Source organism: Yersinia vastinensis (assembly GCF_902726565.1).
In the GTDB taxonomy this organism is placed as follows: domain Bacteria; phylum Pseudomonadota; class Gammaproteobacteria; order Enterobacterales; family Enterobacteriaceae; genus Yersinia; species Yersinia vastinensis.
The window spans coordinates 309,598-322,686 of sequence record NZ_CACVAF010000002.1 but is presented as its reverse complement, the minus strand read 5'-3'; the positions used below and the strand labels follow the sequence as shown (position 1 = coordinate 322,686).

Here is a 13,089-nt window from a genome sequence, read left to right as displayed (position 1 = left end):
GTTTGCCGTTTTTTTAAGCACGTAATGCCCGAATTTTAGAGCTAGTTCGCAATAAAACGTTTTATATCCGTCAGTACTTGCAGTAGCAGTGGGAGCTGCGGCTTTTCATCTTTAATTTCATTGCCTTGCTCATCATAAGTACGGTATTGGCCATTACTATCTAACACAATCGTTTGTGTCGGTGTTGTAATCACTAACATTCCGTTATCACCCGTAGCAACCCAGTTATGATGACGTCGCGCGGCAAATAGATCTTCACCTTGTGAATAATCCTCCGATGCCGTCTTAACATGCAATAACCGTTGCATCAGTGTCGTCATAATATCTTCGTGGTTAGTGAGCTTGTTCACCGTCTGTGCTGGCGTACCTGGCCAATGGACAATCAGTGGGACTTGCAACTGTTGACGATTAAAACTGCTACCCGCCCCCCAATTATCATTACCGTAATCATTAAATTCGACACCATGTGCAGCAGTGATAATAACCACGGTTTTATCGAGTTGGCCACGCTGTTTCAGGGTGTCCAGAATCGTTGCAATCTGCTGATCCACATCTTGTGCGCCCGCCTTATAGTGACGGACAAAGTTGTTCGGTGATGCAATTTTCTCACCCTTGATAGGATCTTGTGCTTCAGCGGCCCCATTCAGATTAATGTATGAGAACCATGGCGCATTACTGGTCAAGGTTGACAACCATTGTTGCCATTGCGCCGTAGTCTCGCTGTCAGTCTGTTCTGTGGGAGCCGGTAAGGTGAAATCGGACAACAGGGCTTGGCGGTAAAGTGGCGATGCAAAGCCATCGGACGAGAACAGGCCAAACTGGTAACCTTGCGCACTCAATGCCGTAATGAATGCCGAGGGTTTCCGGGCAGAGAGAACACCGTCCAGATAAGTTGGGGATATGCCATAAAACAGGCCAAATAAACCGGTATCTTGGCGATTACCCGAACTGTAATGTCGGTCAAACTGAATATTCGAGTGACTAAACTCGGCCAATGCTGGCATATCTTTTTGCAGGCTATCGACACGAATTCCATCAACGACAATTAACAGCAGATTATAGCCACTGCCTTTATCGCTAAAAGTCATTGGGCTGAGAGGATATTCAACCGTCAGCGCGTCTGGATTCCCCTGCTCGACTAAGCGCCTCTGATATTCCTGTTGGTCAAGCAGACCATGTTTCTCTAGGAATTTACGGGCCGTCATCGGATATGAAAGTGGTAAGTTGGCGCGTTGCATGCTGATCGGGCGATAGAAGTTTGCATCAGCCCAGATATACATCAAATGTGAGGCAAAGAATGCGGAAATAAACACCGCAACCAATGGTTTAACAAAGCGCTGCCGGTTGAGACTGCGCAATTTTTGCCATGCCCAAGTACCGAAAAGCATCTCGACCAGAAAAATAACTGGCACGGCAATAAACATCAATTGCCAATCACGCGCCAACTCAGTTTGGTCTGGGTTAATCACTAATTCCCAAACGACAGCATTAAGGTGTAAGTGGAAACGAGTGAAAACCTCTGTATCTACTAATAATAGCGTTAAACCCGCCGTCGCAAAGGCAGCTGAAAGGAAACGCAGCAGCCGCTGCGACATCACCACAAAGGTCAGTGGGAATATCACCAATAAATAGGCAGCAAAAACGATAAAACTAAAATGCCCGAGCCAGCTGACAAGGGCATAGATACGGCCAATCAGCGATGAGGGCCAATCGGAAACAAACAAATAGCGGCTACCCAGCACCAGGCTGAACAGGATGTTAAACAAGGCGAACCAGTGCCCCCAGCTGATCATCTGGGAGACTTTTTCACGATAGCGCTGACGATTTGTCACCATATTGAGATTGCAGTCTTGGCCGATAAATTAATGAGCTTTATCTTCACGTACTGAAGCTTGAAGGGCCTCAGCGAAAGAACGCGCCAATACTTTGCGTTGCGCGGGGGCAATGCTGGTATTGATCAGATTTGTTACCATATTCCCCAAAACCATTAAAGAAAGGTCGGTTGGGGTACGGTGTTTTTCCAGTACGCTGACCAATTCAGATAGCAATTGTTCAACGTGTTCGTCGCTATAACGGGATGATTGTGGCATAAAAATTGTGCTCAACACCTGACAAAGTCCCATATCTTACCGTATAGAGACGCGCTTTTCCGCTATTTTATAGCATTAAGAATCATTAGCCATTAATTGAGGGGCGCGATAGCTTTTGGGTTGCAGCTCTCAGGCATCAGTGATTGAATACGCCCCTAGCCAAAAGGAGTATTTATCATGAGTCTGGATATTGACCAGATAGCCTTACATCAGCTTATCAAGCGTGATGAGCAAACGCTTGATGTGGTGTTGCGCGATTCACTGTTACCAACCAATGCTGTAGTCGAAGAAATGATGGCCGAGCTGCATCGGGTTTACAGTGCCAAAAGCAAAGCTTACGGGCTGTTTAATGAGCAAAGTGAGTTAGCTGAAGCACTGAAACGAAGCCGTAAGGGTGATGAAGACTTCCTCAGCTTTAGTCGCGCAGTAACCGGGCGTTTACGCGATGAGTTAGCGAAATATCCGTTTGCTGAAGGTGGTGTGGTGCTGTTTTGCCAATACCGCTACTTGGCTGTGGAATATTTGCTGATCTCGGTGTTGAGCAGTTGTAATAGTATGCGAGTGAATGAGCAGCTTGATCTGAGTACCACCCATTATCTCGATATCAATCGTGCTGATATCGTGGCCCGTATCGATTTGACAGAGTGGGAAAATAATCCAGAGTCAACCCGCTATTTGACCTTCCTGAAAGGGCGGGTTGGGCGCAAAGTATCTGACTTCTTTATGGATTTCCTGTCTGCGTCTGAGGGGCTGGATACTAAAGCACAAAACCGTGGTTTATTGCAGGCAGTTGACGACTATTGTGCAGATGCAGAGCTTGGCAAAAATGAGCGTCAGGCATACCGCCAGCAGGTATATAGCTACTGTAATGAGCAGTTGCAGGCGGGTGAAGAGATTGCTTTGCAGGAGCTTGCACAAGAATTACCTAAGTTGGGCGAAAAGGATTTCCAGCAATTTTCTGTCGAGCAAGGTTATGCACTGGAAGAGAGCTTCCCAGCGGATCGCGGAACACTGCGTCAGTTGACCAAATTTGCCGGCAGCGGTGGTGGGTTGAGTATCAATTTTGACGCATTGTTGCTGGGGGAACGTATTTTCTGGGATCCCGCGACAGATACATTGACTATCAGAGGCACGCCACCAAACCTGCGAGATCAGTTGCAGCGTAATGCGGGCAAGAAGTGACTGTATATTGTATCAGTAAAATGTTTAGCCAATAAAAAACGCCGCATAAGCGGCGTTTTTTATTTCGGCGTCCCGAATATCGAAAGCGACGCGATTAAACGCGAACGAAGTCGATATGAGTCAGTTTTGGCTTGAAAGCGTGACGCTGAACAGCCTGTACTTTAACTTTGGTTTCTTTACCGTCAACAACCAGAGTCAGTACTGAATCATAAAAGCCCGGTTTCAATTCAAGGTTCTTGGTGGTGTCATGATCAAGTTCAATAGCGATTGCTGCTTCTGAACCACCGTAAATGATTGCCGGAAATTTATTTGCTGCACGCAGGCGGCGGCTCGCACCCTTACCCTGGTCTTTACGTACTTCTACATTGATAGTGGTCATTTGGTTTTCTCTTAAAGAAAATTTACCCTGCTACAGGCGACCCAGCAACAGGTTCGATAGTCGGCTTTGATCGGGTAAACCCAGAGCAAAGCGGGCGATATTCTAGCGAAGTCTCAGCCAGACAGCAAACAATACCGCATATAACCTGCGTTCTTGGTGCTACAGCGGTGTTGGCTACATTCTCTCGCCCGAATCACTTACTGATGTAAGCTCATCGGGACTCTTTCACTTGCCGCCTTGCTGTAACGCCAATAACTGGGTTATCTGCTTCGCGTGGTGCTACAGCGGTGTTGGCTACGTTCTCTCGCCCGAATCACTTACTGATGTAAGCTCATCGGAACTCTTTCACTTGCCGCCTTGCTGTAACGCCAATAACTGGGTTATCTGCTTCGCATGGCGCTACAGCGTGTTGGTTGTATGTGTTAAGCCAACGAGTCTGCTTTTCTAAAACGCCCCTGATAATCAAATATCTTTTCTCGAATTTGCCACCATTGTCCACGGCGCCGGGCGACAACAAAATCTGGATAACGCAATAGTGCTTGTTGAGCAATAATATCTGCTGCGGTTTGCCATTTTAGTGTAATTCCCGGCGCTCGTTGATGGGGGCGTAGGAAAATTTGCTCAAAAGCCATCCGCTGTGCTGGTGTGGTTAACCGAAAACGTTCGCTGGTATTGGTGCCATCTTCGTCGTAATAGGTCATTTTTAGCCATTCACCCTTTGCATCATGCCCAGACTCCAGACTCATGCCGCCACAGCGCAGTACTAATGCGTCTTTCAATTTCAATGCGGCTTTTAGCATATCGTCGGGGTCGACCAGCACTTCCTGACACTGATGACAGCGGCGCGCAGCAATATCATTTTCAGCCCCACAATGAGGACAGGATTTAAAGCGGAAGCGGTAGTCACATTGCGCTCTGCTACCGCTGTCATCCTCAAACCAGCCCTGACAGCGGCGGCCAAAGTGTTCGATAATTTCGCCTGACGCGGTACATTTCCCCCAAAAAATATTGGCAAAACCACAGTCCGGGCAAAAAACTTGCACGGGTTGGCTATCGCTATGGGGTTTACTGGTGCCAACTTCGGGTGTGAAAAGATCATGGGGATTACCCGCATAATCTAGAATCAAACAGTCTTTTTTGCCCGGAAAGAGTCGCAAGCCACGTCCGACAATTTGTTGATATAAGCTGACTGATTCCGTCGGGCGAAGAATGGCAATTAAATCAACATGAGGAGCATCAAAACCGGTCGTCAATACAGCAACATTCACCAAGTAGTGTAATTGTTGTGCTTTAAAGGCGGTAATTAATGCATCGCGTTCCGCAGGGGGTGTCCCGGCACTGATCAGCGCCGCTTCACCCTGAGGCAGTAATCCGTAGACCTCTTTGGCGTGTTCGACGGTGGCGGCAAAAATCATCACTCCACGGCGCTGGGCGGCATATTCAATTATTTGGCTAACAATATGTGGGGTGATTCTTTGCTGCTGTTTAAGTTCACGGTCTAAATCTGCTTCACGGAACATCCCGTCACTGTTGCTGGTCAGACGGCTGAAATCGTATTGCACTACCGGCATATCTAACCGCTCTGGGGGCACCAGAAAACCGTGTTTGATCATATAGCGCAGGGGTAATTCATAAATACAATCGCGGAACAGTGATTTTCCATCACCGCGCGTAATGCCGTGATAATGGAATTGATAAATCCACCCCTTGCCCAGACGATAAGGTGTGGCTGTCAGCCCCAATAGTCGCAGGCGCGGGTTGGTGCTGCGTAAATGTTGAATAATTTGCTGATATTGGCTGTCATCTTCGTCACTGATGCGATGGCATTCATCAATAATTAACAATGAAAAAGCACTATCAAATAGGGAAAGATTTCGCGCGACTGATTGCACGCTCCCAAAAACAACTTTCCCTTCACTTTGGCGTTGCTGTAAACCCGCGGCGAAAATATCAGCTTCTAAACCGTAGGCACAGTATTTGGCATGATTTTGCGCAACCAATTCTTTGACATGCGCCAGCACCAGAACGCGGCCACGAGCCAGCTTTGCCAGTTCGGCAATGACCAGACTTTTACCTGCCCCGGTAGGCAAAACAATCAGAGCGGGTTCGGCATGTCGACGAAAATGGGCAAGGGTGGCATCCACCGCCTCTTGCTGATAAGGGCGTAATGTAAATGCCATTACAGGTTATGGCCGTTGGCGGAAGACATCATTTGCAACACTCTTTTACCGGATATAAACAACATTTCTCTCTACCCGTAGTGAAAAAATTTCTACTCTCTATTATGCCGATTGGCGGGGCTGGGGCGATAACTGAATTTTACCACGATGCAGTTTCTAAATAAGGGGCTGGTTGCAACTGTTTCTAGGATGATATGACAACCGCCGCTATACTGGTGGATTAGGTTGGTTAGACAGCGAATAATTTTCCTCTATATAACTTTACGGCTTCATTCATTCCACACCGTATAATTCCCCTCATTTTTCAAGATGTAGGCGTGATTACGGTATCGTGCCTGTCACGGGCACGACTATACAACAGGCAAAGTAGATTCAATGCGATTGGACAAGTTTTTATCTCAGCAATTAGGTGTCAGCCGGGCGTTGGTCGCGCGCGAGCTACGGGCAAAGCGAGTTACCATTGATGGTGAAGTGGTTAAAAGTGGTGCCATTAAGCTAACCCCAGAGCAGGACGTGAGATTTGATGGCAACCCATTACAACAAATGGTTGGTCCACGTTACTTTATGCTGAACAAGCCACAAGGCTACGTGTGCTCAACCGACGATCCGGATCATCCTACGGTGCTATATTTCCTTGATGAACCAGTAGCATACAAACTTCATGCTGCCGGTCGGTTAGACATTGATACTACAGGGTTGGTACTGATGACCGACGATGGTCAGTGGTCACACCGTATCACCTCGCCGCGCCACCATTGTGAAAAAACCTATCTGGTGACATTGGAACATCCACTGGCCGATGATACGGCGCAGCAATTTGCTGACGGCGTACAACTGCATAACGAAAAATCCCTGACCAAACCGGCACTGCTTGAAGTTATCGAGCCGCAGTTGGTGCGTCTGACCATCAGCGAAGGGCGTTATCATCAGGTTAAACGGATGTTCGCGGCCGTCGGAAATAGGGTAGTAGAACTGCACCGTGAGCGAATTGGTGAAATCAGGCTCGATGATGATTTGGCACCTGGCGAGTATCGCCCACTAACGGCAGAAGAGATTGCGAGTGTCGGCGCACCACATCTGTAAGTGATTTTTCTATTGCAGCGTGGGCGAATGGTTTCCACGCTGTTTTGCCGTTGATATAACCGACTACAGGTTATTGAAGGAGTTATTGAACGTGCTTGCCAGTAATCAAGAAGAGAAAAATCGGACATCCCACTTTGGCTTAATCTTTATCCTGGGCTTGTTGTCGATGCTGATGCCGCTGGCGATTGATATGTATCTTCCCGCCATGCCCACGATTGCCCAAGAGTTTGGTGTAGAGAGTGGTTCGGTGCAGATGACCTTAAGCGCATACGTGCTGGGATTTGCTATCGGGCAGATGTTCTATGGGCCAATGGCCGATAGCCTTGGGCGCAAGCCGGTCATTTTCTGGGGGACGCTAATCTTCGCGCTTGCCGGGATGGCTTGTGCTATGGCGCAATCGATTGAACAATTAATTAACATGCGTTTCCTGCATGGTTTGTCGGCAGCCGCCGCGAGTGTGGTGATTAATGCCTTGATGCGAGACATGTTCACCAAAGACGATTTCTCCCGCATGATGTCTTTTGTGGTTTTGGTGATGACTATCGCACCGCTCTTGGCACCGATCATTGGCGGGGCGTTGCTGGTGTGGTTTAGCTGGCATGCTATCTTCTGGACTATGGCGGGTGCTGCGTTGGTGGCCGCGATATTGGTTTCACTGTTTATCAAAGAAACTTTGCCGCAAGAAAAACGACAGCGGTTTCACTTGCGTACCACTATTGGCAATTTCGCCACTTTATTCCGTCATAAGCGGGTCCTGAGCTACATGCTAGCCAGCGGCTTCTCTTTTGCTGGGATGTTCTCATTCCTGAGTGCCGGTCCTTTTGTCTATATCGATTTAAACGGCGTTTCTCCGCAGAACTTTGGTTATTATTTCGCGCTGAATATTGTCTTTCTATTCTTGATGACACTGATTAACAGCCGCAATGTTCGCCGCTTCGGAGCATTGAAAATGTTCCGCTTTGGTATGTTGGTGCAACTTGTTATGGGAATCTGGTTGCTGGTGGTTTGTGCTACCGGCTTGGGGTTCTGGGCACTGGTATTGGGTGTAGCGGCTTATGTTGGCTGTATCGCGATGATCACCTCGAATGCCATGGCTGTTATCTTGGATGATTTCCCGCATATGGCAGGTACGGCCTCTTCTCTGGCCGGGACTTTGCGTTTTGGTATCGGCGCGATTGTGGGAACGTTGTTGTCGATGGCACCATCGCGTAGTGCCTGGCCTATGGTCAGCTCAATGGCATTTTGTATTATTGTCGCCATGCTGTTTTATCTTTATGCCAGCCGCCCTCATAAAGATGCGGTGAAATAATTCATACTTAGGCATGAGAGGAGGTGCTCGAACCTCTTCTTATGTCTTTTATGAGTCACTAGCCATTAATTAACATCATGCTTAAATCCTTCCTCTGCTTCCCTTCACTTTGTTAAATATCGCTCTAATTGCCACGAAAAAGCAGCAGATTCTTGCGCTTCATCAACATAATAAGCATGCATATCATTATTCATTGCATAGTTATGCTTGGCACCATATTGTTAACTTTTTGAGCAATATTATAAAAACATCTAAATTGTTGCGACGTAATTTTTATCTGTTATTTCTTCGCGTAAAAAGGTGACGGATATCAGTGAATATATATATTTATCAATTAATTAATTGAACTTTATTCGCATGGTATGACGCTGATTTGTTCCTGAAATGTAAAATATTGGCTGGTATTAGGTAACGTGTTTGCAAGAAAAATGGTTGAGATAGCCGCCATAAAGGTATAAATATAACGAAAAATGGGATCTAAATCCCAAACCGGCAGTCTCGGGCTTGGCACTGATGACTGAATCAAGGTTGAAAACAGCACAAAAGTAGCATTGTTGGTTTTTAGTTTCTAAATTGTTATCAATGTTGTGTTTTGATGAGGTTTGAATCAAGCACAATACCAACTTAGCGGCTATAACTTTAGTGAGTGTGAGTCATTGTGGTGCTTTTATGGTTTTTTGATTTTTTATTTTAACTAGGAAAAATACGTGAATAATATCCAACTTTCGGTAGTACATCGTCTGCCGCAAAGTTACCGTTGGTTATCTGGTTTCATCGGCGTCAAAGTTGAGCCGATACCACTGACGGCGATAGACGATACCAATAATGACCTTATGGGGCTGAAATTACTCAGCCACGATGGCACACATGCGCAAATTATCATGCAGCGGCTCCATCTCTCGTTACAAGAGATACAAGTGGATTCCGCCATTGTTGAATGGGAAGGCGAGCCTTGCTTGTTTGTCCATAATCAAGATGAAAGTGCCACTATGTGCCGTCTGAAAGATGTGGGTGTTGCTATTGCTGAAACGATGACGGCGCTCTATCCCTTCTGACGTGCGATCGCGTTCGTCAGCGCTACTCGTCAGTTATCCATGCTGGCGCTTTTTTATGTCTTGATTCCCGATCTTCAGCAAACTAGTCTGCAAATTGCAGCAATTGCTGAGTATATTGCTGTTTGGGCGCAGCAAATATCGCCCGACAATCACCTTGCTCCACGACTTCGCCTTGCTTTAACACAATCACCTGATGGCAAAGTGAGCGTACAACTTGTAAGTCATGGCTGATAAACAGATAACTGAGCTGGTAGCGTTGTTGAAGGGATTTCAGTAAAGCCAAAATTTGCGCCTGTACTGATTTATCCAATGATGAGGTTGGCTCATCGAGGATCAGCAACTGGGGTTGCAGAATGAGTGCTCGCGCAATGGCAATACGCTGGCGCTGCCCGCCTGAGAACTCTGTCGGGTAGCGATAACGGCTCACCGGATCCAACCCAACTTCTTCCATAGCTTTGATCACTCGCTGTTCGCGATGTGTGGCGCTGAGTTTCTGATGCACCTCCAGCCCTTCAGCAATAATCTGCTGAACATTCAAGCGAGGGTTAAGTGCTGAGTATGGGTCCTGAAACACCACTTGAATGCGGCTACGATAGGGCAGCATTTGCTTTGGTGAAAAATTGTGTAGCGGTTGACCACTAAACCAAATCTCGCCTTGGGAGGGCAGTAAGCGCAGCAATGCCAACCCGGTGGTGCTTTTCCCTGAGCCTGACTCACCCACCAACCCTAAACTTTCGCCGGGTTTTAAATCAAAACTGAGATCTTTCAGCGCATAGTGATGAGCGACGGTGCGGCGTAATAAACCTCGCTTGATGGGAAAAGCCACTTGCAACCCTTTAACTTCAAGCAAGGGTTGCAAGTTGGTGTTCAGCGGTAATGGGTCACCTTGTGGCTCGGCATCCAGTAGCTGGCGGGTATAGGGATGCTGTGGTGTACTAAATAGAGCCTGACGACTATTTTGCTCAACAACGCGTCCTTCACGCATCACCGCCACGTTGTCTGCTAACCGGCGCACAATATTCAGGTTATGAGTGATAAACAGTAAACTCATCCCCATTTCTTGCTTTAACTCTTTCAGCAAACTCAAAATTTGAGCTTGCACCGAGACATCCAGCGCCGTCGTTGGTTCATCGGCAATCAATAACTTGGGTTGCGTCAAGACCGCCATCGCAATCATCACTCGCTGGCGTTCGCCCCCGGAGAGTTGATGTGGGAAATCGGCTAATCTGCTTTTGGCATGACGAATCCCCACCCGATCAAGACACTGAATAATCTCAGTTCGAGCCACTTCCTGACGCATACCCCGATGCAGCGACAGCACTTCTGCCAGCTGTTTCTCAATGGTATGTAATGGGTTTAATGAGACCATCGGCTCTTGAAAAATCATTGAAATCTGGTCACCGCGAATACGGCGTAATGTTGGTTCATCAGCGTGTAACAATGATGTTCCCGCAAACAGAATATCGCCGGTTGGGTAAACGACGGGGGGCGAGGGCAGTAGACGTAAAATAGACAGAGCTGTGACACTCTTGCCAGAGCCGGACTCCCCGACCAAAGCCAGTGTTTCACCGGTTTCTATCTGTAATGACAGTTCGCTGACAACTTGACGATCAACACCGGCTTGGCGAAATGCAACACTGAGATTTTGAATATCCAGAAGTGGGGAGGTCGCCATATCAGTACACCTTACTTGGGTCAAAGGCGTCACGTACCGCTTCGCCGATAAAAATCAACAGAGATAACAGCACGGCCAATACCAAAAATGCAGTGATCCCAAGCCAGGGCGCCTGAAGGTTATTCTTACCTTCCAGCAGCAGTCCGCCTAGTGAGGGAGAACCCATTGGTAGGCCAAAACCGAGGAAATCGAGTGAGGTAAGGGTGGTGATTGAGCCACATAGAATGAAAGGCAAAAACGTCAATGTGGCGACCATGGCGTTAGGCAGCATATGACGTGACATAATCACTCGGTCACGCACTCCCATGGCCCGCGCCGCGCGGATATAGTCATAATTTCGCGTGCGCAAAAATTCTGCACGAACGACACCGACTAACCCCATCCAGCCGAATATTACGGTAATGGCCAATAACCACCAGAAATTTGGCTGCACAATACTGGACAGTAAAATCACTAAAAACAGTGTTGGCATACCGGACCAGACTTCAATAAAGCGCTGGCCCCACAGGTCAACCCGGCCGCCGTAATAGCCTTGAACTGCCCCGGCACAAATCCCAATCACACTGGAAAATAGCGTCAATGTCAGGCCAAATAGCAGCGAGATACGAAATCCATAAATGACTTTAGCCAACACATCACCGCCGGTGCTGTCCGTACCCAATAAATTGGTGCGGCTGGGAGGTGAGGGGAAGGGAACATCAGTGGCAAAATTAATGGTGTTATTGCTAAAACGGATAGGTGCCCAGATAGCCCAGCCATTTTCTTTAATTCTGGCCAGCACATAAGGGTCTTGGTAATCGGCTGCCGTGGTTAAAATACCGCCAAAGGTTGATTCGCTGTAATTGGTCATAAAGGGCATATAGATTCGCCCCTGATAGTTCACCAGCAGTGGTTTATCATTGGCGATAAACTCGGCAAATAGACTGATAATAAACAGTGTCAGGAAAATCCACAGTGACCAGTAGCCACGGCGGTTTTGACGAAATCGCGCCCATCGGGCCTGATTAATTGCACTCAGCCGTATCATTATTGGCGGCCCTCAAAATCAATCCGTGGATCAACCAGGGTATAGGTGATATCGCTGAGAATGTTTAGCAACAAACCAATCAGAGTGAAAATATAAAGGGTGCCAAACATCACCGGATAGTCGCGCTGCAAGGTAGCGTCATAACCTAACAATCCTAAGCCATTAAGCGAAAACATCACTTCTATCAGGAGTGAACCGGTGAAGAACATGCTGATAAAGGTGGCAGGGAAACCGGCTATCACCAACAACATGGCATTACGGAATACATGACGATACAGAATTTTTTCTTCGGGCAGCCCTTTGGCGCGGGCAGTGACAACATATTGTTTGCGTATTTCGTCGAGGAATGAGTTTTTAGTCAGCATAGTCAATGTAGCGAAGCCACCAATCACTGTCGCCAATACCGGCAAGGTGATATGCCACAGATAGTCCGTTATCTTGCTATACCACGGCAGTGTGTCCCAGTTGCTAGACACCAGTCCACGCAGTGGGAATAAATCGAAATAGCTGCCACCCGAAAACAGTACAACCAGCAAAATAGCGAACAAGAAAGAGGGGATGGCATAGCCAATAATAATTAAGGTGCTGCTCCAAGTATCAAATGCCGTACCATTTCGGACCGCTTTTTTGATTCCTAGCGGAATGGAGACCATATAAATTATCAGTGTGCTCCATAGCCCGAGGGAGATAGACACCGGTAGGCTATGTTTAATTAATGACATGACAGATTCGCCGCGGAACAGGCTGTCACCAAAATCAAAACGCACATAGCTCCATAGCATGTCGAAATAGCGCTGATGTAGCGGTTTGTCGAAACCAAAACGTTGTTTAATTTCGGCAATGACTTCCGGGTCTAATCCGCGTGAGCCGCGATAGTTACTATCACCCACTTGTGCGGCATTTAGGCCAACTTTTGCGCCTCCTAAGCCTGCATCACCGCCACCAGTGCTATAACTGCTGGAATGACCCAGTTCAATGTTGGCGATGGCCTGATCAACCGGGCCTCCAGGGGCGATTTGCACAATAAAAAAGTTAATAGTAATAATCGCCCACAACGTGGGAATGACCAGCAACAGCCGTCGTAACAGATATGCGCCCACAACAGCCCC

General features: G+C 47.5%; 11 protein-coding genes. 4 read left to right on the top strand and 7 right to left on the bottom strand.

The features are described 5' to 3' along the window. Positions 1-41: 41 nt before the first annotated feature. Positions 42-1,835, bottom strand: coding sequence for an LPS biosynthesis-modulating metalloenzyme YejM (gene yejM / locus HUZ92_RS04140; RefSeq protein WP_050097030.1), 1,794 nt, complete (start codon positions 1,833-1,835; stop codon positions 42-44). A gap of 27 nt (positions 1,836-1,862) precedes the next feature. Next, complete coding sequence (locus HUZ92_RS04135; RefSeq protein ID WP_002208836.1) at positions 1,863-2,090, bottom strand: YejL family protein; 228 nt, start codon at positions 2,088-2,090, stop codon at positions 1,863-1,865. 177 nt (positions 2,091-2,267) lie between these two features. Here HUZ92_RS04135 and yejK point away from each other — a divergent pair, with 177 nt between their 5' ends. Continuing rightward, positions 2,268-3,272, top strand: coding sequence for a nucleoid-associated protein YejK (gene yejK, locus HUZ92_RS04130; protein WP_145579991.1), 1,005 nt, complete (start codon positions 2,268-2,270; stop codon positions 3,270-3,272). 94 nt (positions 3,273-3,366) lie between these two features. Here the strand turns inward: yejK and rplY are convergent, their stop codons facing one another. Beyond that, a complete protein-coding gene (gene rplY / locus HUZ92_RS04125) occupies positions 3,367-3,651 on the bottom strand; it encodes a 50S ribosomal protein L25 (RefSeq protein WP_050097032.1) in 285 nt (94 codons plus the stop codon). Between the two features lie 422 nt (positions 3,652-4,073). Beyond that, a complete protein-coding gene (locus tag HUZ92_RS04120) occupies positions 4,074-5,831 on the bottom strand; it encodes a DEAD/DEAH box helicase (RefSeq protein ID WP_050097033.1) in 1,758 nt (585 codons plus the stop codon). Between the two features lie 375 nt (positions 5,832-6,206). On the opposite strand from HUZ92_RS04120, the gene rsuA reads away from it, so the two are divergent. From rsuA to HUZ92_RS04105, 3 genes are all read left to right on the top strand, one after another. Then, positions 6,207-6,914 carry a 16S rRNA pseudouridine(516) synthase RsuA gene (gene rsuA, locus HUZ92_RS04115; protein ID WP_050097034.1) on the top strand — a complete coding sequence of 236 codons (708 nt, stop codon included), beginning with the start codon at positions 6,207-6,209 and terminating at the stop codon, positions 6,912-6,914. A 91-nt stretch (positions 6,915-7,005) separates the two neighbouring features. Then, on the top strand, positions 7,006-8,223 hold the full coding sequence (locus HUZ92_RS04110) for a Bcr/CflA family multidrug efflux MFS transporter (RefSeq protein WP_050097035.1): 1,218 nt from the start codon (positions 7,006-7,008) through the stop codon (positions 8,221-8,223). A 707-nt stretch (positions 8,224-8,930) separates the two neighbouring features. Next, a complete protein-coding gene (locus tag HUZ92_RS04105; RefSeq protein WP_050097036.1) occupies positions 8,931-9,278 on the top strand; it encodes a YejG family protein in 348 nt (115 codons plus the stop codon). A gap of 82 nt (positions 9,279-9,360) precedes the next feature. On the opposite strand, the gene yejF is transcribed toward HUZ92_RS04105, so the two are convergent. Genes yejF through HUZ92_RS04090 form a run of 3 tightly spaced genes read right to left on the bottom strand, consistent with a single transcriptional unit; the run spans position 9,361 to position 13,080 of the window. Beyond that, positions 9,361-10,953, bottom strand: coding sequence for a microcin C ABC transporter ATP-binding protein YejF (gene yejF, locus HUZ92_RS04100; RefSeq protein WP_050097037.1), 1,593 nt, complete (start codon positions 10,951-10,953; stop codon positions 9,361-9,363). Between the two features lies 1 nt (position 10,954). Further along, positions 10,955-11,980 carry an ABC transporter permease gene (locus HUZ92_RS04095; RefSeq protein WP_050097038.1) on the bottom strand — a complete coding sequence of 342 codons (1,026 nt, stop codon included), beginning with the start codon at positions 11,978-11,980 and terminating at the stop codon, positions 10,955-10,957. After that, positions 11,980-13,080 (bottom strand): microcin C ABC transporter permease YejB, encoded by a 1,101-nt coding sequence (locus tag HUZ92_RS04090; RefSeq protein WP_050139774.1) that lies wholly within the window; start codon positions 13,078-13,080, stop codon positions 11,980-11,982. Before HUZ92_RS04090 ends, HUZ92_RS04095 begins: the two co-directional genes overlap by 1 nt. Positions 13,081-13,089 lie beyond the last annotated feature (9 nt).